Origin of the sequence: Algivirga pacifica (genome assembly GCF_039543525.1) — a bacterium.
GTDB lineage: Bacteria > Bacteroidota > Bacteroidia > Cytophagales > Flammeovirgaceae > Algivirga > Algivirga pacifica.
The window spans coordinates 198,749-224,744 of record NZ_BAABJX010000020.1 but is presented as its reverse complement, the minus strand read 5'-3'; the positions used below and the strand labels follow the sequence as shown (position 1 = coordinate 224,744).

Genomic DNA, 25,996 nt, shown 5'->3' with positions numbered 1-25,996 from the left:
TTTGGGAGGGCGGCTATTGCTTTTTGTCAAAGAAATCTGTGCGGAAAAATTCATTCCAATCTTCTTTGATAAACTCTGTATGGTAATTTTCTTCAATGGTTTTAAGGAAGTCTGCCCGTGGAATCATCTCAGCACCAAGGCTTTCCAGGTGAGGGGTGTGTACTTGACAGTCAATAAGCTCAAACCCCTTTTCTTCCAGGTTTTTGGCTAACATGATAAAGCCTACCTTGGAGGCATTGCTGGCCTTCGCAAACATAGACTCACCAAAAAAACATTTCCCCATATATCCCCCATAAAGTCCTCCAACAAGCTCTTCATCTTGCCATACCTCTACGGAGTGTACAAAGCCTCTTCGGTGAAGTTCCATATAAGAAGCTTTAAGCTCTTCAGAAATCCAGGTTTCTCCCTGTTGGTCTTCTCGGTATATTTTCTGGCAATTGTCTATTACTCCTTCAAAGTTTTGATCAAAAGTGACCGTAAATTGTCCCTTTCTAAGAACCTGTCGCATGCTCTTGGAAATTTTGATTTTGGCAGGGAAAATGACACATCTTGGATTGGGAGACCACCACAAAGGCTCATCCCCAGGGTGAAACCAAGGGAAAATACCTCCGGCATAAGCCTGTATTAAACGATCAGGAGAAAGGTCTCCTCCCACGGCAATAATCCCTGGTTCTTCGGCCAGGTAGGCAGGTGGAAAGCTAAGTTCGTCGTCTTCTAACCTAAAAATTGGCATATATTGATGGTTTGGTAAGTTATTTTAAGAAACACAAATAAGTAAATAAAGAGTTTCTAAAAGAAAAAACCTCTGAAGGGTTGGTTTCAGAGGTTTTACTTTTTTGAGTAGTGCTCATTATGCTTGTTGAATCGTTGAACTTCTCCTTCGGAGAGTTGAATTGAGCTTCGCTCGTTGAATTGAGTTGAATTGTTTATTGAGCTATTTCACTCGACTAACAGTTCAACTCAAATCAACGAATCAACAAGCAGCGAAAGCTGCCTCAACGATTCAACAATATTAATACAATACTCTAAACTTGATTGTATCGTCAATCGCTTTCAGCTCCTCAATTACTTCACGACCGTAAGCTTTGTCAATGTCTGTGATCACGTAACCAATCTTTTCGTTGGTTTTCAGGTATTGTCCTACAATGTTGATATTGTGGTTAGCCAATACGTTGTTGATCTTGGCCAGGATACCTGAAACGTTTTTGTGAATGTGCAACAGACGGTGTGCATTTTCCAATTGTGGCAACTGTAGGTTCGGGAAGTTGACACTATTGAATGTGCTACCTGTATTGACATACTCGATCATCTTGGAAGGTACGAAATCGGCAATATTTACTTGTGCTTCTTCGGTACTACCTCCAATATGAGGGGTAAGGATCAGGTTTCTGTTTTCTGTTTCGTTTAGAGCAGAGTCAAACTTCTCCTTGTTGTTCTTTGGTTCCACTGGGAATACGTCAACAGCAGCCCCACGTAGTTTACCGTTATCCAACACTTCTTTAAGGGCATCGATGTCTACTACTGGACCTCTGGCCAGGTTTACAAAAATAGCGCCTTCTTTCATCCAGCTAAACTCCTGTGCTCCGAAGGTATTGTTATTTTCAGGACGTCCGTCAATATGAAGGGTTACGATATCAGATAACTCCAATAGTTCTTGGAGTGAGCTTACTTTCGTTGCATTACCTAGTGCTAGTTTTTCTACGATATCATAGTAGAATACATTCATTCCCATCATTTCCGCAATGATAGAAACTTGTGCACCGATATTGCCATATCCTACAATACCCAGGTTTTTCCCTCTTACTTCCTGAGCGTTCGCAGCAGATTTGCTCCATTGCCCTTTGTCCATCTCACGCATACGTTGCGGGATGTTTCTCATTAACAGGATAATTTCACCAATGGCCAATTCCACAACACTTCTGGTGTTGCTGTAAGGTGCATTGAAAACGGCCACCCCTTTCTCTTGACAAGCCTCCAGGTCGATTTGGTTAGTACCAATACAGAACGCACCTACCAACATCAAACGGTTAGCATTTTCTAATACCTTGCGTGTCAATTGTGTCTTGGAGCGAATACCCAGGATGTGTACATCCTTGATTTTCTCGGCTAATTCCTCTTCATCTAAGGCGCCTTTTAGAAGTTCTACATTATAGCCTTCTTTTTCAAGCTTGGCTTTGGCATCTGCGTGAATGTTCTCCAACAGAAGTACCTTGATTCTGTTTTTAGGGTATGATGTTGCCATAGGAAGATTGTGTGTAAATAAAATTTCCTCAAAGTTAGGGGCAATATGGTCGGCATTTTCTGTAACGATACTACGTTCGATGTTCTCTGTAAAAGCGTAGAACTTGCTCGCCAATCCAGCTTTTCTGATCTCAAAATCCGTGTAGCCGTCACCAATTACATAGACGTCTCCATCCAGTTTTAACTGCTTCATCAACTTCACTTTACCTTCGTGCTCAGATAAAGGATTTTGGGCGTCAAAACCTGAGATGCGACCTTGGTCGTCATACTCAAACGTGTTGGCGTACACATTCTCTGGCTTGATACCATACTCCGTAACAATAGGCTCAATGAAATCCTTGAATCCACTAGAAATAATCAGTAGATCACTGGAGTAATCCTTGAAGAACTGCTTATTTCTCTTAACAGATTCCGAGACCTGATTTCTCAGTCTCTTGATCAGTTCATTGACGTGCCCTTTGTCGGCATTGAGTAGGTCCACTCTCGATTGTAGTGCCTCTCGGAAGGATAGACGGCCTTCCATGGCGTCATCGGTAATTGATTTGATCTTATGGGCCACTTCATCTTTGTTGTTCTGGCCTTCATAAGCGATTTCACATAGAATGTCTAGAGCTTCGACTTTCGTAAAAGTGCTGTCAAAATCTATGACAAAGTATTTTTTGCTCATAGTGTAAGGGATGTTAGTAATTTATTAACGCTAGGCTTACAAATATTGCAATAAAATATTGGTTTCTTAATAGTTCATCTAAAAAAAACACCAATCTCCCTATCTTCAGGGATGTTATGTTTCTAGGATAGGAGGATATACTCTGTTTTTCATGAAGTGAGTACGTTCATTACACTGTTGAGTTAGAGTTTTGTTTTTGTCGGATCGGAGAATTAAAGAATGAAGAATGAAGAATGAAGAATGAAGAAGGAAGGGCGTCCCTTGTGCTCGCCCCGACGATAGGTATAAAGTAAAAGGTATAAAGTAAAAGGTTGAAAAAGAGTGGTCCATAAGAGATAAGACATTTAACTTTCTCCTTTCTCCTTTCTCCTTTCTCCTTTCCCCATACCAAGGACGATCATTTTTTGTAATGATAAACGAAATAACAGCATGAAAGTAAACCTTAATAATAACCCCATGGCGGTAAGAACCTCTTTATTGTCAGAAGAAGCTTTGCAGCAACGATTGGATGCCGTGAATTTCCTTGATATTCCAGAGGTGTTTGAGCCCCAGCATATTGGAGTAGCGTGGGGGTGTTTGAAAATGAAAGTAGAAACCCGTAAGGACCTCTTATTTTTTTTAGCTGCCACAAATTACCTAAATGCCTGGGTAAAGCAGGAGGGGCAGAAAGAGTATAAGTCGCTCATTTACAAACAGCTTAAACGTCGGGTGAGTCAGGTGTTTACATCACTAATTTGCCATCCTTTGAATAAGGTTCGTCTGTATTATGAGGAAGGAAAGATGAACTGTGCTTATATAGAAGTGGAGGGGTGGTTATTTAGCTTTCATCGTATTCCGGTGAATAGTAGGATTTTGTGTTATGCGAAATCTGAAAAGAACCAAAAGCTTCTTTGGAAAGGGAAACGTTTGCAACCTATTGCCGCTACCTTACTGGAATGGAACATCAGAAGAGAAAAGATCCCTTTGCACCTAGCGGTTTAAATATTGAGTTAGGAGTTAGGAGTTAGGAGTTAGGAGTCGTTAGCTTTAACTTTTTTTTCAAGACAAACTCCAAACTCCAAACTCCAAACTCCAAACTCCAAACTCCAAACTCCAAACTCCAAACTCCAAACTCCAAACTCCAAACTCCAAACTCCAAACTCCAAACTCCAAACTCCAAACTCATAAAACTGAATAATTGCTTATCTTTGATTTATCAAATATTATATGAATCAATTTATACAGCTAAAATAAGACAATTCGATAATGGGAAGAGCAAACTGGGGCATAGCGCTGGGCTGGCTAACTTTTTTAATGACCATACCTACGGTCATAGGTTTTATGACGGGCTATCATACATTGCTATGGAATGCATGGATTCCGGTATGGTTGCAGGCAAGCTTATTGATATTGGTCGCTTGCTTAGTGATATGGAAGTCATCTGATGGGTTTGAGGTAGCTTCAGATTATCTGGGAGGTAGGATGAACCTGGAGGGAGGTGTAAAAGGAGCAACCATTAATGCTATAGGCAGCTCGTTGCCTGAATTGTTTACGACTTTTTTCTTTTTGGTCGTCTTACAGGATACTGCAGGGTTCGCCGCAGGGATTGGTACCACAGCCGGAAGTGCGGTGTTTAATGCGATGATTATACCTGCTTCTGTGATATTGGCAGTGTATTTCACATTAAATAAAAGAGTAAAAGTAAACCCTCGGGTAATTCTTAGAGATGGACTCTATCTGATTTTTGTGGAGGTGGTATTGATCTTTTGCTTGGAAAGTTCTTTGTTGAGGTGGCAGCACGGTGTGCTATTGATGGGGCTTTACCTTATCTATCTAGCGACCTTGAAGTTTGTGAAAGTTACTGATGAGGAAGAAGAAGAGGAAGATGATGACTGGCAGCCTACAGAGCAAGCGATGTTAAAGGCTTTTTTTACCTTGGATTTACAACACTTGCTGTTGAAAGAGAAATCACTGAATGGAAGCAGGGCTGCAAGGTTGTTGATCCTGTCGGTGATTGTGATGGGAGTGGCTTGTCATATGTTAGCAGAAGCATGTACACTTTTAGGTAAAGGATTGGGAATGCCTCCTTTTATTGTGGCGATTATTTTTGCTTCTGCAGCGACCAGTGTTCCTGATACGGTGTTGTCGATTAAAGATGCCCGTAAAGGGAACTATGATGATGCGGTAGCTAATGCCTTGGGAAGTAACATCTTTGATATCTGTTTTGCTCTGGGACTTCCATTGGCTATTTATACCCTGTTTAATGGCCCGATTGATATGGCTGTGTCTACGGAGGAAGGGTTTATTAGCCAGTTCCGTATTCTGTTATTGATCTTAACGGTCATCGCTTTTGCAATCTATCTTATTGGACGATATATGGGGATGCTGAAAGCCGTTTTATTGTTGTTACTGTATGTTGTTTTCTTGATTTACACGATAGACTATACCCTTTCTTTGGGATGGATGACCTGGCTGGAAGGTTTACTTGCTCAAGCTAGTAGTTTTGTTGCTGAACTGAATCCACTATCATGGATATAGTAAGTGTTAATGAACACAAGAGCAAATTGAATCAACAATCATCCATTAATGGCATTTCAGGCATGGAGCAATTGCGACAGGAATTAGCAAAAAGAGAAAAAGAAATTGAGACTACACTCACTTTGATGAAGGAGTTGAGTAGTCAGGCTTCTGAGGAGGAATTGTATGACTTTTATTTAAAGGCCATCAAGGCAGATAAGACCTTGAAGTCTTTTGCCTTGTTGGTGCGGAACAACACGGAATGGGATGTAAGAACCTCCTTTCAGGCAGATCAGTCGGCATTGTATCAGAATATTGCCAGCTTGCCGGATCACCATACCTTACAGTTGAATGATTTAGCGGACTTGTTTGATGGGGAAGGGGAGTTACAACAAGTTTTAGTATTGGAGCGAGAACAAGCCGAGGCCCTGCTTTTATTTAAAACCAATGAGCACATTGCTGACCGTAAGATAGATACAAACTTTTTGAGTATGCTAACTTACGTATTGCTTACTTCTATTGAACACCGTTACTATCAGGGACTTGAGCTAAAAGAGAGTGTTAGAAGTCGGGAGATCAAACAAGGCAAGAAAATACAGGAGTTACTACTGCCTAAATCATTGAAAACAAAAGGGGAGGTGACTTTTGAAGCAACTTACCTTCCTTTGCATGCCTTGGGTGGTGACTATTATGATTTTACCCAAATTGGTGACTCCTATTATTTTTGTATAGCTGATGTATCGGGAAATGGCGTTGCTGCAGCCATGATTATGGCCAATATACAGGCGTGTTTCCGACTGAACTTGAGAATAGGAGTACCTTTGGAGGAACTGGTAGACGCGCTTAATGATATTATTTATAAGAATGCAGGAGGGGAAGTGCTGGTTTCAGCTTTTTTTGGTAGGTATCAAGCCTCGAATCATCGACTTTATTACGTGAATGCGGGACATAATGCACCCTTCTTATTAAAACAAGGGGAAGAGCAGATTCAGGAGTTGCATGAAGGGACGACGATCCTAGGTGTCTTTGAAACGCTTCCGATTATGGAAAAAGGTGTCTTGGAAGGCTTACATGACTTCACGCTATTAGCCTATACCGATGGGTATATGGGGTATCGAGATCATCACGGAATAGCCCTTAATGAATTTGCTTTGGGAGAATTTTTTAAGAAGAATAGGAACTTACAGCCCAAGAAGCTGCATGAAGAGCTAAGGGGATTAATTAGTCGATTCACCCCAGAGAATGAAGCGGAGACGGATGATATTACGTTTATTAGCTTGCATCATGAGAAATGATTTCATAATCATTCGCCTTTCGTACGGCCGCGCCATTGGCGCGGCCGTACGATTTTAATTATTTATCCATGCGAACAACCTTAGGCTGAAAAGTACCTACAATATCCACCAAGCTATCCTGAAAACTCATGATTTCTTCGATATCCTTGTAAGCACCCGGAGCCTCATCGGTCCCTCCTCCAATAAGTGAGACTTGTTGGGCAGAAAGCTCCTTTTTGATACTGCTTTTGGTGAAGGTTTCCCTCGCATTTTTTCGAGACATCTTGCGGCCGGCTCCATGGGAGGCACTTTGAAGGCTTTCTTCATTTCCTTTTCCGGCAACGATATACCCTGCTGCAGTCATTGATCCAGGGATGATTCCTAGTACTCCTTTACCCGCAGGAGTGGCTCCTTTTCGGTGCACAATCAATTCTTCTCCGTTGGCTTGCTGCTCTTTCCATGCAAAATTATGATGGTTCTCTACTTTGGCAAGAGCCTTGAGGCCAAGTGCTTTGGACAGATGGTAATGAATCTGGTCATGGCAGGCTTTGGCATAGTCCCCAGCCAGGTTCATGGATAGCCAATAAGCTTGTCCTGCTTCAGACTGTAAGTCTAGCCAAGCAAGATGTCGTACTTGTGATGGGAGTGGAGTCGTCTCCATCGCCAACTTGGTGTAATATTGAGCAATAGTAGCCCCTAGACCTCTTGAGCCTGAGTGTGACAGTAATCCCATATATTCTCCTTCAGGAACACCGATAAGCTTTCCGTCAGTTACTTTTACTTGTCCAAATTCTACGAAATGATTGCCAGACCCTGAGGAGCCTAGCTGTTCGGCAGCTTTATCTCTTAATTTCCACAACATGGAATCTTGTCTGAAGCGGTCGTCTTCTAAAATAGGATGTTCTTGTGTAATATCTAACGCTTCGCCCATGCCGAAAGCTGTATGGTTTTTCAGGGCTTGTTGGAGTTGGTATTGGTAACGCTGCATATAGTTGGAAGGAACATTGTAAAGCGTCAGACACATTCTACAACCAATGTCGACTCCCACTCCATAGGGAATAATACTGTTTTGTGTTGCCAATACCCCTCCAATAGGAAGGCCGTAGCCTTGGTGCGCATCCGGCATCAGGGCACCGCGCTCCGCAATAGGTAAACGCATAGCGAGCTGCATCTGTTGGTATGCATTGCTACTGATATGCTTTCTGCCAAAGATATTGAAGGCTCCCTCTTCTTGCTTTCGTAAGACAATTTCTTTCTCTTCAAGAGAAGGTGTTTCTTCTATAAAGTGCTTGGCTAAGGATTGCCATATAGGGTCCTCTAAATATTTCTCTGGGGTGTTTTTGATATGTTTTAATAAGGTGATTTGCTCCTCTGTACTAGCGTGCTTTAGGTGTTTCTTCACTAAGGTTAAAGCGAAACTAATGGTCTGGTTGGAGCTATAATTAATTTTCCGAAGGTCTTTTCCTTTCAGTTTTGAATGGCCCATAATAAAGGGAATAGTCACTTTTGTTCATGATGTTGAATTGAGCTTCGCTCGTTCATGATGTTTAGTTGAGTTTATTGTTTTTTTGAAAGCTTCGCTTTCTATTTGATATGAAGGTGACTTAATCACCTCTACAAAGCATAGTTATTGAGCGAAGCTCAATTAAAACAACTAAAAACAATAAACTCAACTAAACATCATGAACGAGCGAAGCTCAATTCAACATCATGAACAAAAGCTTGATTAATACTAAATAAAATAAAGGATAAGTGGGTTTCTTGGATATGCAGAAAAGGGCGAACAAAAAGTTCACCGATTAAGAAACCTGAAAGAGTGGAATGTGAGGCAAATTATGCCGCACAAGTATAGTAACAATTCAACATGGCGACCTCCTTTTTTAATGATTAATGAAGGATAAAAATGATCGATTAAAAAATCTTCATTAAAATTAATAAAAATTGGTTAGGGAACCATTTTTATGATGAAAAAAAGATAAGGCCATGCCAATGGTCTAAATATTAAGTTTTTTGATAGAAATAAAGGTATTACTTCCAAACGGATAAAGGAGGAAGGAAGAAGGATAAAAGAATAGAAGCCTATGGGTAATAATCCTTCATCCTTCTTCCTTAAACCCCTTAAAAGTGGCACTTAACTATAAATTTACTTGGAGTTCAGTCCACTTGTGGCACGGCCTTACAGTGGTGTGATCCTATAGATTATCCTGCATAGGGTTCTACAAATTTTTCTTTGATCACAGGGTAAATATCCTCGTACTTGATCGCAATTCCCATCTCGGTGGTATTGCCAAATTCATTGTGTCTAAAGGCACCAAAGTAAAGCATCTTGCGAAGGTCAACCATACGATTATAAACCGCCATGATTCTTACCATATTCAACTTATACTCTCCTCTAAGAATGAAGAACAACCCCTTGAGAATATCTCGGTCCAAAAGTTTCTTGTGGTCTTCTGTTAGTACGCCTTCTTTTACTCTGTCTTCTGGGAATACATAGCAGTCCTTGGAAGGAGCAAAGTATTCATTAGCTACCGCCAAGAAGAACTCATCAGCTTTGGTCTGCTCATAAAGGTTGTATAGCGTCACTTTGCCAAAGTAGCCTTTAGAGTCTGGGTACTGTGCAAAGATGTATCCTAACCCATGTAGTACGTAGTCAATAGAGTAACGCTTATCCTTATTCTGGAAGTAAGGGTTGATAAAAGAGCGCCCTAGCTCGATCCATTGTTCTGTCTTCCAGTTTTCGGAGAAGTGGAAGTGATCTCCCATAGGACCATGCTCATAAGTACCTTTATTGTGGATGATATAGCGGTATCCTCCAATAATAGCACCTTTGATATCCGTATACTCAGGGTCTAGAATAACCAATTGCTCGGTTTCCTTATTAAAATCAAAATCGTCATAATCATTGGAACCAACGCCACCACCTTCATTTCTGAAGGCCCATTCTCTCATCACCGTAAGCATTTTCATGATTTCTGGTGCATCCTCCCACTTTAATAGGCAGATGATAAAGCTGGTATCTACGATCTGACAGTTTTGAGATTTACTTGCTTCTTTAAGCGCAGCCACTTCTGCAGCAAAAGCCTCAGGGTCAATGAACCCTTCTAGTTCTTGCTCAATTTGCTCTTCCGTTAAGAACGGAAATACTGGCATAGGGTTATATATATTCTTGTCAGGGTCCAAGTAGTTCTCTTTCTTGGAGTCCAATTGTTCAGCTACTAATATCTTTTTCACTTCATAAATGGTTTAACGTGACGATAAAAAATACTCAATAGGACAGAAGAAAAGCATTAGCTCTTTGGAGGAGTATATGCTACTGTTCTACGGTTGCTAGAAAGTCTGTTGATTGGAAGTCTGGAGAGTATAGAAACTCTTGCATCTTGTGCGCTTGGTTTCTAAGTTTCTCCTGAGAGTCTCCTTTTTCAACAATTGCATGAATATCAATAGGCTTAGAAAGGGTAAGGTTTATTTTCCCCTTGGCCGTTAAAAGTTCTTTTAGCTGAAATAAATTCTCTAAGGGAACATTTTTAAGTTTTTCGTAGCGCTCTCGAATCTTAGAGACTTTGTAGAAGAGCGGGCTGTTGGTACCGTCGATGTGCATCAAGACAATGGGACTATTGTACCTTTTGGCGTAGCTCAAGAATGAGGTTCGCCATTTTCGATCTCTAAGCTCTCCTTTTTCATTGTATCGGGAGTTTTTTCCTGCGGCAAAAAAGACTACTGCCTTTCCTTGCTGATAGGCTTCGTCAATTTGATTTTGATCTACTTTTTTGCGTCCTAAAGTATCTACAGGAATCACGAGATCTTTTAAAGGTTCTAAGCAGATCAAACGATTAGCTAAGATAACAATGTCTTTTCTTACTTTGGAAAGCGCAACAACAGTAGCAATGATGTCTGCTCCTCCAGGGTGATTGGCAACAATCGTTACAGGGCCTGTCTTCGGTAGGTTTTCACCATTATGTAGAACAGGTTCGACACCCACATCTTGGCTGATAGCCTCGATTAGTACGCTGTTTTTTTTCCCTCGATGTTTGTGTAGTAATTTATTGGCGTGCCCTATGTACATTAAAGGAGCACTGTTAAGGAAGAAATCTCCTAGTTTAATTTTCCACTCTGGCCAATGAGGCAACAGTAAACGGATAGATATTTCCTTTTTCATAGTAAATATGGTAAAATCTAAAGGGAACAAAAATGTGTATTTTTTAATAATTCTCCGATTAATACAATGCATTTTTAGAAAATAACAATCCTTTTGGAGAAAATATTAAACATATATTCACATTTCGTGGTCAATAGAGTAATGTAGCCCAATACTTTCTTTACGTTCCTGTGCGGCACGAATGATTAAGTAAGTGATCGTAATCATATTGCGTAGCTCTAGAAGAGGAACAGAAACAGTGGTTTTTTTATACAGTTCTTCAGTCTCTGCGTGAATAAGGGCAGTTCTTTTAAAGGCCCTTTTAAGTCGCTCATTGGAGCGGACAATTCCCACATAGTTACTCATCACGGACTTGAGATCTGCTCTACTTTGGGAGATTAAGACCATTTCTTCCGCTACGGTAGTTCCTTCTTTATTCCATTCAGGAATCTCTTCCTGGAAGTTGGTTTGAGGAACAAGCTCAAGTGCCGTTTCATAGGCGTTATGGGCATATACAACGGCTTCCAGTAAGGAGTTAGAAGCTAAGCGATTGGCGCCATGAAGTCCTGTATAGCTAGACTCTCCACAAGACAAAAGGTTATGTATACTCGTTTGTGCTTTTTGATCTACGACAATACCACCACATAAGTAATGGGCGGCAGGAGCGACTGGGATATAGTCTTTACTAATATCAATGCCTAATTGTAAACAATGGGCAAAGATAGAAGGGAAGTGCCCCAATAGCTCATCTTTGGAAATATGGGTAGCATCTAGCCACACATGCTCTCGTCCACTTTTCTTCATCTCGGCATCAATCGCTCTGGCGACAATATCTCTCGGAGCTAAGGACCCCCGGCTATCATAGTCCGGCATAAAATCTTTCTTATCAAAATTTCTAAGAATAGCTCCAGCACCACGAAGTGCTTCTGTGATCAGAAAGGCTCTGTCGCCATCAGAGGAGTGATAGAGGGCTGTAGGATGAAACTGAATAAACTCCATATCCTTGACCAGTCCTTTAGCCCGATAAGTCATAGCAATGCCATCGCCAGTAGCAATAGAAGGGTTTGTTGTGGTACGGTAGGCTTGTCCAATTCCTCCTGTAGCGAGTAGCGTTACTTTAGCTAGAATGGTTTCAACCTCTTCTGTTTGCTCGTTCAGGGCATATACCCCATAGCATTGTATATCATTTCTTCTGCGGGTAACATCTTCTCCCAAGTGGTGTTGGGTAATGAGGTCTACGGCAAAGTAATGGTCATGAAGTTGTACATTCTCGTAACTCTTGATGCGCTCCAGTAAGGCACGTTGTATCTCTTTTCCCGTTACATCCTTGTGATGAAGGATACGATGGTCAGAATGTCCTCCTTCACGGGCAAGTTTATATTCTCCACTTTCATGGCGATCAAACTGAGTGCCCCACTCAATAAGTTCCTGTATACGCTCAGGGCCATTTTCTACGACTAATCGAACAACCTCTTCGTCATTCAAGAAAGAACCGGCATCCAAGGTGTCCTGCACATGATTTTCATAAGAGTCCGAATGTTTGGTTACTGCAGCAATTCCTCCTTGTGCGTATTGCGTATTGCTTTCATCAGGATCCGACTTGGTCAAAATGCAGATGGAAGGCTTATGCTTCTCTTTTGAGAAATGTTCGGCAAGCTTTAAAGCGTAGCTTAAACCTGCAATTCCGGAACCGATAACCAAATAGTCTATGCGCATCGTTAGTGGTATATTAAGTGAAGTGTATGGCGTTTAGTCGGGAAAAACATATAACGTGTTTCCGTTCAATACTGTCGTAGTTTACACGGAGTAAAAAGTAGAATCCTTACAGTAAAAAAAGGCCGCACCATTGGCATTGATGACCATGTTGCGACCTGTCTTTATTTTGTGTTAGAAAGTATCCCTTCTTAAGAAAGCTCGAACATGCGTTGAATGGACCCGATGGCTTTCAGTCGAATATCTTCAGGGACTTCTACCGCAGGGTATTCATATTTCAGGCAGTTGTATACTTTCTGTAGTGTATTCATCTTCATGAAGTGACATTCGCTACAAGCACAAGTGTTGTCTTCATTGGCTGGAGCAGGAATCAAGGTTTTGTGTGGCACAGCTTGCTGCATCTTGTGCAAGATACCAGCTTCTGTCGCTACGATGTATTCCTCATTGTCATCTTCCTGAACGTATTTCAGTAGCCCTGCCGTAGAACCGATATAAGAGGCGGTTTTCAGTACAGGCATCTCCGACTCAGGATGGGCGATAATTTTTGCTTTAGGATGTTGTTTGTGTAGCTCAATCAGCTTGTCTACCGCAAATGCTTCGTGTACGACACAAGCACCGTCCCAAAGAAGCATGTCCCTTCCTGTTTCTTTCATAATATATTTCCCCAGGTTTTTATCTGGAGCAAAGATGATCTTCTCATCTTTTGGCAAGCTGTTTACAATCTTCAGCGCATTGGTAGAAGTGACGGTAATGTCCGTATAGGCTTTTACTTCTGCCGATGAATTGATGTAGGTGATCACCGTATGGTCTGGGTGTGCTTCTACAAACTCCTTGAACTTGTCTGCAGGTGCAGACTCAGCCAAAGAACATCCTGCTTTAAAGTCAGGAAGAATAACCTTTTTGTTCGGGTTGATTATCTTAGCAGTTTCAGCCATGAAATGAACGCCCGCAAACAGGATAATGTCAGCGTCTACTTCAGCGGCTTTTTGAGAAAGTGCAAGGCTGTCTCCTACAAAGTCAGCAAGGTCCTGTATTTCTGGAATCTGATAATAGTGAGCCAGAAAAACAGCATTCTTTTCTTTTTTTAGACGTGTGATTTCCGCCTTGAGGTCAATCTCCCCTACAGGAGTATCTACATATCCTAATTGGTCTGCAGCTCCTTTAATTTCATCTGTTAGCATAACCCTTTATCTATAATTGAGTTTGTATGTCTTTCAAGAATATGTGCAAATTTATAAAAAATTGAATTTTCGGACTTAATTTTCATTAATAGATTTCTGTTATTTTGCCAAATGGACGAACTAAAACACTTACTGGAGCTAATTCACCTCGAAAAAGAGGAGGATTTGAAGCAATATGAGAAGGAGATCTTGAATACTCCCCTGCACATTCGTAAGCAGAAGGGGACCTGTTGGCATCCTGTAGAAGTGGCAGGGGCTCAAATTGAAGCTGGAGAACAATATCATATTTCGTTAAAGCGCCTGACTCATATGGATACCCCCCATGTTTTTCAGACAGGAGGTAGTGTCACGTTCTTTGCCGGAGGGGATGATGATAGAAAGGATAAGCAACTGAGAGGGGTGGTGGTTGCTGTAGATAAGTCGGAAATGAAAATTGCTGTAGGGGCAGATGAGTTACCTGATTGGCTATATGAAGAAGAAGTAGGGGTAGATATGCTTTTTGATGATGTAACCTATAGGGAGATGAGGCATGCCATCGAACAGCTGATGCAGTTGGAAGAAGGGAGGACGCAAGTGTTAAGGGATATCCTTTTAGGAGTAAGGAAAGCTTCATTTACCCCCGTAACCATCGTATCCAAACCCGAATTGTTAAATGATAAGCAGATAGTGGCTTTGGAGAACATTCTTTCTGCAGAAGACATTGCAGTGGTTCATGGCCCTCCCGGAACGGGAAAGACCACTACGTTGGTGCAATCTGTTAAGATTACCCTGGAGCAAGAGAAGCAAGTGCTGGTGACTGCACCAAGCAATACGGCCGTAGATCTTCTGACAGAGAAGTTAGCAGAGAAGGGAGTAAAGGTATTGCGTTTGGGAAATCCTGCCCGTGTCAATTCCGTAGCCTTGGATTATACGTTGGAGGAACAACTGAAGGGACATATGGATTATAAGTTCCTTAAAAAATTAAGGAAACAGGCCGATGAGATGAGACGGGAAGCATTAAAGCATAAACGTAACTTTGGACGAGAGGAAAGAGAACAAAGGAAGCAGCTCCTTCGGGAAGCAAAGGATATACTGAAGGATGCCCAACGTGTAGAATACTATATGATTGAAAGCCTGATTGAGCAGGCGCAGGTGATCACGGCTACCTTAGTGGGAAGTGTCAGTAAGTATATCCGTAAAAGACGTTTTTCTACGGTATTTATTGATGAAGTGGCGCAGGCGCTGGAGCCAGCAACCTGGATTCCCATCCTTAAGGCAGATCGTGTGGTCTTTGCTGGGGACCATTGTCAGTTACCTCCTACCGTAAAATCCTTCCTTGCTGAGAAAAAAGGACTGGGGATATCCCTATTTGAAAAAGTAGTGAAGCGTCATCCCGGGGCTGTGGTAATGTTAGAAGAGCAGTACCGTATGAACCAGCAAATCATGGAATTCTCTAATCAGGAGTTTTATAAGGGGGAGTTAAAAGCGCATGCTACGGTGGCTTCTCAGGTATTGAACAAAGAAGGTAGTAAACTGTTAAGTACAGCAGTGACCTTTGTTGATACCGTAGGAGGGGGGTATGATGATAAACGACACCCTGATAGCTTGAGCTTTTACAATGAGGAAGAAGCGACACTTTTGGTACAGACCCTCGAACAAATGCTTACCGAGTTGCCAGAAGGTGAAACGAAGCCTAGTATTGGCCTAATCTCTCCCTATAGAGCGCAGGTAAGTTTGTTAAAGGAATTGGTTTTGGGCTCAAAAGTGTTGGAAGAGTGGAGGGAGTATATACAAGTACACTCCGTGGATGGTTTCCAAGGACAAGAAAAGGATATTATAGCCATCAGTATGGTACGATCCAACGCTGAAGGGAAACTAGGCTTCCTGAATGATACCCGTCGTATGAATGTAGCTATGACCAGGGCGAGGAAGAAGCTATTGATGATTGGAGATAGTGCGACGCTTTCTTCTCACTCTTTTTATCAGGACTTGATGGAATATGTGCAGGAAATAGAGGCGTATCAAAGTATTTGGGAATAATGTGGTACTGCTTATCGTTTCAATTAAGTTTGAGTATTTATCCGTCATACCGCTAGTTCGCTCTGTTGAGTGGCACTGCGTGCCGTTGAGTAGAGCTCCGCTCTGTTGAGATATGCTTTGCACGTTGAGATTTTGCAGTACTGCTCTTTCTCAAAAGTCCGAAGGGCTACTCAACCAGCGGCGTAACCGACGCCATGTAATGGACTCAACTGTCAGTTATTTATTCAACCTTAATATAAACGATAACCGATAACCGATAACCGAGGAGTTATGCAAAATAAGATTGGACAACGAAATATTGCTCCTACAGGAGAATGGGTACAACCTCATTGTATGATCGTAGTATTTCGAGAGGAGGATTATACTATAGAAGCGATTAGTGAGAATGTCCCTAAGTTTTTTTACCATTCATCGGATGAACTGATAGGCTATCATCTTTCTGTTTTATTGGATGAACAGCGGATGATTTATGTACGAGAATTATTGCATTCTGTAACCATGAATCAAGTGTCGCCTATGAATATCAATATTCACCGAGAAGGGAAAGACTACCTTTTTTATTTACAGGTGAATAAGTATCAGGATCAGGTGGTACTGGAGTTTGAGTTGCAGCCAGTCAAGCAGTGGGATGCTAAAATGAACCCTTATGTGCTCTTGAATCGGGCCGTTGGGCGTATGCAGTCTGCAAGTTCTTTGGGAGAACTGCAGCAAGTCGTGGTAGAGGAGTTGGTGAGGTTAACACAGTTTGATCAGGTTGTTTTACTGCAAAAAGATACGGAGGATAGTGCTCAGGTAATCGCAGAGGTGAATAATGGGAAGTTAGAACCCTTGTTGGGGAAAAAGATTACTCACTGTATAGATAAGGATCGCAAGTTTTTCTTCTCGGGAGATTTACAGTCGGGTATGGTTGCGGTTCTCGCAGAGGAAGGGACTGATGTTGAGGGGGTGTTACAGCATACTGTTGGAATAGCTATTGGTTGTCCAGAATACCAGCAATCGGTGCAAAAGGCAGGGTTAACGTCTGTCATGGCGATTCCTTTATTGCAAAATGGAGTGCTTTGGGGAGAGCTGATAGGACTAGGAAAACAGCGGAAGTATCTTTCTTATGAACAGCGAAAAGTGAGTGAGTTGATTACACAGGTTTTCGATTCTCAACGATTGCTTAAGGAACAGGAAAGAGTACAAGAAAAGGCACAGGCAAAAAGTGCCTTATTGAATCGTTTATTGGAGTCTATTAGTAGTAAGACGTCTTTTCTGGAGGCAGTAAAGGAGCAGCCTTCTCCTTTTTTATCATTGGCGGAGGCTACTGGAGCTGTCATTTGTTTGAGTGGAGAAGAGTATACCTTTGGAAAGGTACCTCCGGTAGAGCAGCTTCGATGGTTAAAAGAGTGGTTAAAAGGAGCGTTTCAGGATGCTTTTTTTATTACGGATAATATTGCCTCTTTATTCTCAGGGTTAGATCAAAAAGACTTTAGTGGACTATTTGCTGCCTCTTTAGGTGAACAGAGGGGAATGATTATATGGTTTAGGCCAGAAAAACAGCAGGTGTATACACGTCGTCCTTCTTTATTGTCCATTGAGGAGAGCAAAGAGGTTTCTCAAGGTTATTCGCTTCCTTGGGATAGTATTACCATACAGTATCTTAAGGAATTACACAAGATTATTGGAGAGTCCATGTTCCGTTATCTACAGGAACAGGAGGAGCAAAATGCTCGCTTCCGCCACATGCTTCGGAATGCCTCGGACATTATTACCATTTATGAAGAGGACTTGAGTATTCGTTATATTAGTGATTCAGCGCATCATATTTTAGGTTTTGATATACAGCAACTACAATGTTGTTGGAAGGATTTAATTCATCCGGAAGATCTTCCTGTATTGGAAAATACTGTGGAACGAGTAAAAAGGATGGAGAATGCCAAGGAAGTGTTGGTATTCAGGATGATGCATATTAACGGAAATTATCTATTCATCGAAAGTGTGTTCCAGAACTTGTTGAATGAACCCAACATACAAGGAATACTTTCCAATAGTCGTGACATTACGCATCACGTACATGCCCAAAAGCGATTGCAGAAGTTTGAGGTAGCCATTGAAAGTAGTAGTAATGGAGTACTGATTATTGATAATAATGAAGAAGCAAGGTATCCCGTCTCTTATGCCAATCCAAGGTATGCAGAACTGCTGGGTATACCTTTAGAGGATACACTAGGTAGGCCATGTCAGCTGTTTGAACTAGAGGGAGATAACCAAGCACAGGTCAATAAGTTGAGAAGGGCCTTGGAGCATACCGATAGGGCAGAGGTCAGCATGAGACTGTATAGAGGGGAGAAGCCTTTTTGGATGACGGTACAGATTTATCCTGTAGAAGATGAGAAAAAAGAGGTCAGTAATTATATCGTCTTGTTGATTGATACGACCTACCAGAAGAAAGCCGAGCAGAAGTTAAAGGAGTTTGCTGACAAGGTTTATAAGAGTAATGAGGAATTGCAAACTTTTGCATATGTAGCCTCTCATGATTTGCAAGAGCCGCTGCGTACCATATCGGGCTTTAGTGAGTTGTTGAGTACGGTATATAAAGAGCAGTTAGATGAGGAAGCGCAAGAGTACCTTTTTTATATCATGCAAGGAACGCAACGTATGAAGTCCTTGATACAAGATTTACTGCAATTTTCCAGAGTGTCTACGGCCAATAATGAAACAAGGCAGGTGGACCTGAATAAGGTGGTGCAAGAGGTAGTCAAAAGCTTACAGCTGCAGATTGAAGAGACAGGAGCAGTATTAACGATAGGAAAGTTACCGGTAGTGGAAGTCAATGAAACATTGATGGCCCAGGTCTTTCAAAATCTTATCAGCAATGCGCTAAAATATAGGAAGGAAGATACAGTACCTCAGGTCAATATAGGGTGTACATTGACTGATAAAGGAGAGGAGTTTTTTGTGGAGGACAATGGTATCGGTATTCCATCTCAGTATCATGATCGTATCTTTGTGTTATTCCAGCGTTTGCATACCCTAGATACCTATCAGGGAACAGGAATAGGACTGGCCATTTGCAAGAAGGTGGTAGAGCTGTATGGAGGAAGAATAGGCGTCTCTTCTGAGGAAGGAAAAGGAAGTAGGTTTTATTTTAGCCTAAACAATTAAGAGGAGTTGGTAGTTTTGAATCTTTTAATTTGAAAAAAAGAGATGGAACGCAAAATCAATATTTTTTTGGTGGAGGATCATTATCCGGATATCGTGATGATGAAAAAGGCGTTTGAACGAAATGACTTGCAAGTGAGTATGTCTATGGCCAGGGATGGAGAGGAGGCTATAGCCTACTTGAAACGTTCAGAAACAGAACAAACGGTCATCATGCCGGATCTGATTATTTTGGATATTAACTTGCCCAAACGGTCGGGGTATGAAGTATTGCAGGAGGTGAAAAACTCAGCAAGGTTGTCACTTATTCCCGTATTGATACTCACTTCCTCTAAGGCCGAAGAGGATATTCGTAAGTCTTATCAGATGCAAGCGAATACGTATATGATGAAGCCAGAAAGTTTGAAGGAGTACGATGCGATTGTACAGGGAATTAAGTCTTTTTGGTTGAAAGTAGTGAATGATTGATTCAGTGCATGCTATGGAAGTATTATATATAGAAGATAATCTGGCAGATGTAAAGTTGTTAGAGCATAGATTGAAAAGAAGTGGATTGAGCCATCTCCGCTTACAACATGCCACGACCATTAAACAGGCCTCTGAAATGATAAAGCAGCAAGGGATAGAACTGATTTTGCTGGATTTATCCTTACCTGACGCCAGAGGGCTGGAAGGGTTGACTTATTTGAAAAATCAGGTAGACTTACCTATTGTCGTTTTGACGGGTAATATTGACCGTACCGTGGGAGTAGAGGCTATCCGGAATGGCGCTCAGGATTACCTGGTAAAAGGAGAATATTCTGAAGAGATGTTAGATAAGGTCTGCAGCTATGCAGTTGAACGTTTCTCTATTCATAAGGCATTAAAAAATACTTTGGTACAGTTGGAAGAGGAGAAAAGGAAGGTGGAGGTCAAAAGCAGGCAAATTAATGCCATGACTAGTTTACTGGTCAATGATCTCAAAAATCCGGTCAATGCCATTACTAACTTAGCCAATCTGTTGTTGGATACGAAGCTTACAGAAGAGCAAGAGCGTTATATACAACAGATTGACCGTTCCTCTTCTTCGATGTTGGATCACTTGCTGTCGATGATTGAAACGACGGAGTTTAATAAGGGAAAGGTGAATGTGGATTTGGTAGAAGATAATCCTATTTATACCGTGAATGCAGTGATTGATGGATTCTTGTTGGACGCCTTCCAACAGAATGTCATCATTGATGTAAAGTATGGAAAGGAACAACCATTGGCATTGTTTGACAAAAAAGTATTACAGCAGTTATTGAATGCCTTGGTGAAGTTTTTCTTGAATCATGTACAACATGCCGGTCGATTACAGTTTGACGCAGAGGAAACTGAAGGGTTGTTTAAAATTATTGTACAAAGCAAAGGAATTTTTATAGAGAATGATGAGTTATTAGACTTTTTAGGTGAGTATCTTTCGGACGAACAAATGCAAGAGGCTGATCAAAAGATGGTGGAAGGCTATCAATTCCAGCGTGCCAGAGAGCAGCTTAGATCAATTGGCGGTAGTTTGCAGGCAAAAGCAGTGAAACCTGGCCTGTTTGCATTTGAAATTTATTTACCATTGAGTGTCTAGTTTATTGTAGTTAATATGGAAATGGAACCATTGTTTGCAGGTTTGGAGCAGTCAACCCTTTATCAGCTATTCATCACGTTATTTCTGATTTTATTGGGGTTGTCTTTTAGGAAGTTGAATAATAAAGTGATTGCACATTATGCAGAGCGCAATCAGTATATGCCCAACCGGGTGTTTTATATCCGAAAAGTTTCGGGGATTATCCTACTGATTATTTTTGCAACGGCCATTGCTATTGTCTGGGATCTATCTTTGAGAGGGCTGTCACTTTACTTCGTTTCTTTCTTTACGGTGGCAGGGGTTGCTTTATTTGCTTCTTGGTCGATGATTAGCAATATCACGGCTTCTTTGATTTTGTTCTTTAATTATCCTTTTAAAATAGGAGAGGTGATTCGTATTCAGGATGGAGATAACTCCATCGAAGGAGAAGTTACTGACATTAACCTATTTAATATTAGAATATTAACGGTAGAAGGAGGGGAGGTCTCTTACCCTAATAACTTGGCACTACAAAAGCCAATTATTAATAAAAGTAAGGTGAAAGATCTAGCAGCAGGACAGTAAGTTACTGTTTTCTAAGTGGATTATTTGAAAAGTATAGTAGGGACATGTTACTGCTGTGTCCGGCCAGTTCATTTTCAGCAGTTATACGAAAGATAATACAAACCTGCGCTACCGCAGGTTTTTTTATGTGGTTTCAAATTGTACTAAAAAAGGAAAAAACTGTTTTCATCTGCGATATGTCATAGAATATCGATTTACGGTATCCTATATTTGTAACAGATCGTTGAAAGACATCTTATTAAAATTCTTCAATCAGCTGGCAAGTGTGTGTTCAAATCTATGCGATTTGATGTTATTTTGTAAGGCGAATTTACCACCAATTCAATTATTTGGAAAAAATCCTGCTCTCGGCAGGATTTTTTTTGTTTACTCCTTACTGGGCTCTAACCCAAGCAGTAATTTTGCTGACTTGACAATCGCTTAAGGGAGAGCCAGAGGGAGGCATTGGGCTATATCCTTCTGTTTTGGTAATGGCTCCAATTAATAAACCTTCAGCTCCTTTGGAAGTGTTTTGTGCGACACTGAGTACTTTCTCTTCTGTAGAAAGGTCAATGCCACCTCTTTGGGTATTTTCAGAGTGACATGACAAGCAGTTGCTTTGGAGGATTGGCTTGATATCCAGGTCGTAAGAAAGTGAAGTGGTGTCGCAGTCAGGTGCCGTAACTACAGGAGTTTGCTTTTTTATCCATATACTGAGTTGTGTGATGTCACAGTCACTAAAAGGAGACGACTCTTCAGGGGGCATCTTTAAAAATCCTTTTACTCCAGTAATAGCTCCAAGTAAGAGCCCAGGATCGCCTTTGGATTGATCCAAGGCTACTTCTATTACTTTTTCTTCTGTGCTTAGATCAATTCCTGCGGAAGGGTTAGAGGTATTGTGACAGCTCACACAACCATTGAGCATAGGTTGAATGTGTGTGCTATACGTAATGTTTATAGTATCACATGCGATCTCTTGGATAGGCTCTAAAGTGGATACCCAGGTGCTTATTTTTTCGATATCACACTCTGAAAGCATGCTGTTGTCATCAGGGGGCATTTTTGAGAATCCCGGTAAACCCTGAATCGCTCCAAGAAGTCGGCTAGTATTTTCTTTGCTGAAATCCAATGCAACAGCAGCAACAGCCTCTTCGGAATCTAATACAATACCTCCTTGAGGATTGCTTTGGTTGTGACAACTTACACAGCTAGAGAGAATAGGCCTGATATCTCCATCAAAGACGAGATTCTCCGTGTTACAGCGATCAAAAAGCTCCTCTTGATTATTGGATTGACAGGCACTTAGAAACAGTATGCTCAATAGAGTAGCAGCAATAAAAAGTGTTTTCATATGTCAGTAAAGTATAGATGTTGATATATGCCTTATACAACTGCTTATGCTATGGTTTGTTTTTCTTTCTCTCAATTTGCTTGAATCGAGTTGATTTGTTCATTAGAGTGAGTTAATTTTCAATGATCAATTTTCAATTTTTAATTAAAATGAATCACCCAAAAAGACTGCTGAACTAGTCCTAGCGTATATTAATTATTGAAAATTAATCATTGATCATTAGAGTTTATCACGGTTAATTGTTTATAAGCAGGGAAAAGTAGTGAACTGGTTCAAGAGTTCAAATTCCGAACGAGGTACGAGTACGGAATTGCTCTTGGACCAAGCGGTTTACTATCTCAGTCAAGTCTAATGCGTACTGCGCTAGTCCAAGAGCGTATTGATAGTCGTCCCTCCTATCAATACTGAACTCTTGAACTAGGAGCATATTTTCTACCCATACGAAACTAACCGTGATAAAGTCTATTGAAAATTAAATTCTACTACACCCGTATTATACTCACAAAGCATCAATTTCACTGCTCACTGCTCACTGCTCACTGCTCACTGCTCACTGCTCACTGCTCCATAGCATGCAGGGAATCATTCAAGGTAGCCATTTTTTCATAATACGCCGTGAGTGTTTTTTGTAGAATGACATCTTTTGCATTATGATCTTGGATCTCCTTTTCAAATAGCTCTAGGTCCTTTTTTAAGGAGGGCTTTTTTCGATAGCTTAACTCCTTATAAATAACAGGAAACTGCTGTTCCATATATAGGTTGACAGCATCTTGTGTCTCTTTTTTTAGTAAGCTGTCCATTTCCAAAGACATGACAATATTTTCTTCCTCGATATATCCTTTTAGCTCGTGGATTACCTTTTGATGGTAATAAGCATTGATTTGTGTCTTCAAGGCTTCTTGATCATAGGTCATATTGTGGACGTAAGCTTGTATGTCCTCTGTAAACAGACTTAGCAGAAAACCGGCGATAAAGGAAAGTACTGGCGCGATTAAGCTAATTTTCTTGAAGAATGCTTCTTGCTTTTCTTTTTCTTGTTTATGGTATAACTCTTGATAACCACCATTTTCTATGAAGCTTTCACTTTGCTTGGTGGGTAAGAATTTACCATTCTTGATAAAGTGACCTTCTTTTTCTTTGGTTTGGGATGATAGATAGTCTTGTTCCTCTGTAATAAGAAAATCTCTGACCATGGGCTGTAAGTATCGCTTACGAAAGAGTTCCTGAGTGGTATCGACCTGTAATCCATGACCATCTTGTGAGGTTAAGAAATTAAGTAGCTCCTGATTAATTCCCATATAACGATCATTGATCAACGACCCATGTTCTCTTTCGCCAATCAGTAGAATACTAGAAGGAAATGTAGCAGATTGGGTTTGCAGCAACTTTTTGTGGTGGTCATTGATGATATACTTAAGAATAGCATCTCTGATAATTGCATCTTTTTTATGGATAGGCATAAGGAGGTTGGTTTTTGGGTATAAATAAAAACCCCCAATCATTGCTGAAAGGGGGCTGTTTTACTGCTAATGTAAAAATTACTCAGCAGCTTTTTCTTCAGTAGTTTCTTCAACTGCTTCAGCAGCTTCCTCAGTAGCCTCAACAGCTTCCTCAGCAACAGCTTCAACCTCAGTAGCAACTTCCTCTGCAGCTACAGCAGTAGAGTCAGCAACTTCTTCTACTACTTCTTCAGTAGCTTCTGCAGCAGTAGCAACAGTAGCAGCAGCTTCTTCTTTTGCAGTTTCAGTAGTTTGAGCTTTTTCACAAGAAGCGATACCCAACATTAATGCAGCGCTTAAAGACAAATAAATAGTACGCATAATATGATGTTTGTTTTGGCATACCTCTAACCAGCAGGAAAAGGTATACGATTGTAAAAAAAAAAGAAAAAATAAAATATAAGTGGTCGTATCAATCAATTGATACCAACTATTTTCAGTTAAAATAAATGCGTCTTTTTGTGTTATTCTGAGTGTGAAAATACAATAAATTTTCTGTATAAAAACAATATCAGAATAAAAGTTCGCAATTTATTTATATTTAATCTATTAAATAAAGGTTTTAACTCTCAATAAAGAATCATCCGCATAGATGTTCAATAACTGTGCCTAAAATGATTTTTGTATCACTTTAAGATGAAAAATTATTGAGAATAGCAGTTTCACTCTGTTATAATGAGGAAGGTTAGGACGGTTGCCTACGCCAGTAGAGGTTGTTCATCATATTTAGTGGCAATTGCTCCGCTATTGCGTTCATAATGTTTAGTTAATCTTGTGATTTACCTCAATGGAGGTTCCAGACAAATGCTGAACATTATGAACGAGGGAAGCTCCAATGTTGTCAACTTAAGGAAATAGTGTATATAGAAAGCGTAGTGCAAACTCGCTTCAGGTCGTAGGGAGGACCCTACGACCAGTTTCTACCTTTTTTACTTTCAGCTTAAATTGACAGCATTGAGCGAAGCTCTACGTCATGTAGCGGTATGAACAAAAGTGTTCCGGGCAAGTTCTTAGCTTTTGCGGATTTTATTCAGACTCTTGGTTTTGCCAAATAATTCTTCTGACTTTTTATTGTATGCTAAAGCGGCTTCTTCAGGAGTAGGGAAGCTCCCTAAAGGAATAGGCTTTCTATCTTTATAGATGACCGCTCGGAATTTGTTACGCTCTTTGAATACTCCTTTGTATCCTGTTTTATTGTGCGTCACCTTGGAGTTTCTTTTTATGTCAGCACGATTACTCCACTCCAGATTCTTGAGACGACAATCCAGCTTGTTTCCATTTTTCATCTTGACTAAGTCGCCTTTTCTATTTTCAGTCGCCTCCAGAAATTTCTCCGCGATGAACTTATGCAGGTAGATGGTTTCTGTTTTATATTTTCCATCATTCTGTTTCCATGATTTTTGAAAGACAGCTCTACCAGAGGAGTGTTCTCTAAGGTTGTGCAGGAAATTGATACTTTGTAAGTAGGGATTGGATTTTAGGTGTTCGTAAATATTTCCATCCATTACGACTTCATTGGGAGAGTTTTTAAGTTGTACTTTGACTAGCATAGGGATGACGATTAAAATGAGTATCGTGGTTAAAAAAATGAGGGCAGCAAGTAATGTATGAAGAGCCGCTATTTTAGGTCTTGTTTATCTTTTAGTTGCTTTTCCTTCTCTTTGTTGATGCGTTTAGCTTCTTCATGTTTCTCTTTCCCTTCTTTCCAACACTCTAAAGAGATTTCAACAACTTCTTTCTTTTTCTTTAGTGTGATGTTCTCAAACTTTCCTTGTTTTTTGACCCCTGCTTTATTCTTGGTTTGTGTAGAGGCTTTGGAGTAGCCTAATTCTTTTAGCTTTTCTGAGATCTTCAGGAAAAGAGCCCCTATTTTCTGATCTTCGGTTTCTCGAATCAATTGATTGCGATAGTTCATCAGGTTACCTAAAATAAGGCTATAGTCTTTGGTGCCCAGTTGACGTAAATCTCCTGGGTAATTTTTTCTTCTTCTCATCTTGATAGAGGAAAGGGTTGCGTTAAAAAAATAGATTTTAATGTATTATGAACGTCTTCTGTGAATACACAATAAAATAATATAATATGTCGCTAAAATTCAATTTAGTAATATGTAATCCATGAAAATTACCTACTGTG

21 protein-coding genes are annotated in these 25,996 nt (G+C 40.6%); 8 read left to right on the top strand and 13 right to left on the bottom strand.

Features of this window, described 5'->3' with window-relative positions; translation table 11 throughout:
- Positions 1-13: 13 nt before the first annotated feature.
- Entirely contained in the window at positions 14-733 is a 720-nt protein-coding gene (aat, locus tag ABD985_RS06125; protein ID WP_345370080.1) for a leucyl/phenylalanyl-tRNA--protein transferase, read from the bottom strand.
- 279 nt (positions 734-1,012) lie between these two features.
- Positions 1,013-2,908 (bottom strand): phosphoglycerate dehydrogenase, encoded by a 1,896-nt coding sequence (gene serA / locus ABD985_RS06120; RefSeq protein WP_345370078.1) that lies wholly within the window; start codon positions 2,906-2,908, stop codon positions 1,013-1,015.
- A 429-nt stretch (positions 2,909-3,337) separates the two neighbouring features.
- Here serA and ABD985_RS06115 point away from each other — a divergent pair, with 429 nt between their 5' ends.
- Positions 3,338-3,889: a hypothetical protein gene (locus ABD985_RS06115; RefSeq protein ID WP_345370076.1), complete on the top strand. Its 552-nt coding sequence runs from the start codon at positions 3,338-3,340 to the stop codon at positions 3,887-3,889.
- A 22-nt stretch (positions 3,890-3,911) separates the two neighbouring features.
- On the opposite strand, the gene ABD985_RS06110 is transcribed toward ABD985_RS06115, so the two are convergent.
- Positions 3,912-4,073 carry a hypothetical protein gene (locus ABD985_RS06110; RefSeq protein WP_345370075.1) on the bottom strand — a complete coding sequence of 54 codons (162 nt, stop codon included), beginning with the start codon at positions 4,071-4,073 and terminating at the stop codon, positions 3,912-3,914.
- 80 nt (positions 4,074-4,153) lie between these two features.
- Between ABD985_RS06110 and ABD985_RS06105 the strand changes: the two genes are divergently transcribed.
- The gene (locus tag ABD985_RS06105) at positions 4,154-5,425 is read left to right on the top strand and encodes a sodium:calcium antiporter (protein ID WP_345370073.1); all 1,272 of its coding nucleotides are present in this window, start codon (positions 4,154-4,156) and stop codon (positions 5,423-5,425) included.
- Positions 5,416-6,699 (top strand): PP2C family protein-serine/threonine phosphatase, encoded by a 1,284-nt coding sequence (locus tag ABD985_RS06100; RefSeq protein ID WP_345370071.1) that lies wholly within the window; start codon positions 5,416-5,418, stop codon positions 6,697-6,699. Before ABD985_RS06105 ends, ABD985_RS06100 begins: the two co-directional genes overlap by 10 nt.
- Before the next feature lie 58 nt (positions 6,700-6,757).
- Here ABD985_RS06100 and ABD985_RS06095 read toward each other — a convergent pair whose 3' ends face one another.
- The 5 genes from ABD985_RS06095 to nadA all read right to left on the bottom strand — a co-directional run bounded on the left by ABD985_RS06095 (position 6,758) and on the right by nadA (position 13,707).
- Entirely contained in the window at positions 6,758-8,164 is a 1,407-nt protein-coding gene (locus tag ABD985_RS06095) for an RtcB family protein (RefSeq protein WP_345370069.1), read from the bottom strand.
- Between the two features lie 713 nt (positions 8,165-8,877).
- Positions 8,878-9,909, bottom strand: coding sequence for a GNAT family N-acyltransferase (locus ABD985_RS06090; protein ID WP_345370067.1), 1,032 nt, complete (start codon positions 9,907-9,909; stop codon positions 8,878-8,880).
- A 79-nt stretch (positions 9,910-9,988) separates the two neighbouring features.
- Positions 9,989-10,834: a 1-acyl-sn-glycerol-3-phosphate acyltransferase gene (locus ABD985_RS06085; protein WP_345370065.1), complete on the bottom strand. Its 846-nt coding sequence runs from the start codon at positions 10,832-10,834 to the stop codon at positions 9,989-9,991.
- A 117-nt stretch (positions 10,835-10,951) separates the two neighbouring features.
- Positions 10,952-12,529: an L-aspartate oxidase gene (nadB, locus tag ABD985_RS06080; protein ID WP_345370064.1), complete on the bottom strand. Its 1,578-nt coding sequence runs from the start codon at positions 12,527-12,529 to the stop codon at positions 10,952-10,954.
- Between the two features lie 188 nt (positions 12,530-12,717).
- A complete protein-coding gene (nadA, locus tag ABD985_RS06075; protein WP_345370062.1) occupies positions 12,718-13,707 on the bottom strand; it encodes a quinolinate synthase NadA in 990 nt (329 codons plus the stop codon).
- Positions 13,708-13,818: 111 nt separating this feature from the next.
- On the opposite strand from nadA, the gene ABD985_RS06070 reads away from it, so the two are divergent.
- From ABD985_RS06070 to ABD985_RS06050, 5 genes are all read left to right on the top strand, one after another.
- Complete coding sequence (locus ABD985_RS06070) at positions 13,819-15,726, top strand: AAA domain-containing protein (RefSeq protein ID WP_345370060.1); 1,908 nt, start codon at positions 13,819-13,821, stop codon at positions 15,724-15,726.
- Positions 15,727-15,996: 270 nt separating this feature from the next.
- Positions 15,997-18,873: an ATP-binding protein gene (locus tag ABD985_RS06065; protein WP_345370058.1), complete on the top strand. Its 2,877-nt coding sequence runs from the start codon at positions 15,997-15,999 to the stop codon at positions 18,871-18,873.
- Positions 18,874-18,915: 42 nt separating this feature from the next.
- Positions 18,916-19,338 carry a response regulator gene (locus ABD985_RS06060; protein ID WP_345370056.1) on the top strand — a complete coding sequence of 141 codons (423 nt, stop codon included), beginning with the start codon at positions 18,916-18,918 and terminating at the stop codon, positions 19,336-19,338.
- Positions 19,339-19,351: 13 nt separating this feature from the next.
- Positions 19,352-20,470, top strand: a complete 1,119-nt coding sequence (locus ABD985_RS06055; RefSeq protein ID WP_345370054.1) for an ATP-binding response regulator — start codon at positions 19,352-19,354, stop codon at positions 20,468-20,470.
- A 15-nt stretch (positions 20,471-20,485) separates the two neighbouring features.
- Positions 20,486-21,034 (top strand): mechanosensitive ion channel domain-containing protein, encoded by a 549-nt coding sequence (locus ABD985_RS06050; RefSeq protein WP_345370051.1) that lies wholly within the window; start codon positions 20,486-20,488, stop codon positions 21,032-21,034.
- Between the two features lie 373 nt (positions 21,035-21,407).
- On the opposite strand, the gene ABD985_RS06045 is transcribed toward ABD985_RS06050, so the two are convergent.
- The 5 genes from ABD985_RS06045 to ABD985_RS06025 all read right to left on the bottom strand — a co-directional run bounded on the left by ABD985_RS06045 (position 21,408) and on the right by ABD985_RS06025 (position 25,856).
- The gene (locus ABD985_RS06045) at positions 21,408-22,364 is read right to left on the bottom strand and encodes a c-type cytochrome domain-containing protein (RefSeq protein ID WP_345370049.1); all 957 of its coding nucleotides are present in this window, start codon (positions 22,362-22,364) and stop codon (positions 21,408-21,410) included.
- A gap of 557 nt (positions 22,365-22,921) precedes the next feature.
- The gene (locus ABD985_RS06040; protein ID WP_345370048.1) at positions 22,922-23,824 is read right to left on the bottom strand and encodes a hypothetical protein; all 903 of its coding nucleotides are present in this window, start codon (positions 23,822-23,824) and stop codon (positions 22,922-22,924) included.
- 78 nt (positions 23,825-23,902) lie between these two features.
- A complete protein-coding gene (locus ABD985_RS06035; RefSeq protein WP_345370046.1) occupies positions 23,903-24,184 on the bottom strand; it encodes a hypothetical protein in 282 nt (93 codons plus the stop codon).
- A 689-nt stretch (positions 24,185-24,873) separates the two neighbouring features.
- Positions 24,874-25,413, bottom strand: coding sequence for an AP2/ERF family transcription factor (locus tag ABD985_RS06030; protein ID WP_345370045.1), 540 nt, complete (start codon positions 25,411-25,413; stop codon positions 24,874-24,876).
- Positions 25,414-25,481: 68 nt separating this feature from the next.
- Positions 25,482-25,856 (bottom strand): hypothetical protein, encoded by a 375-nt coding sequence (locus tag ABD985_RS06025; RefSeq protein WP_345370044.1) that lies wholly within the window; start codon positions 25,854-25,856, stop codon positions 25,482-25,484.
- Positions 25,857-25,996: the final 140 nt, after the last annotated feature.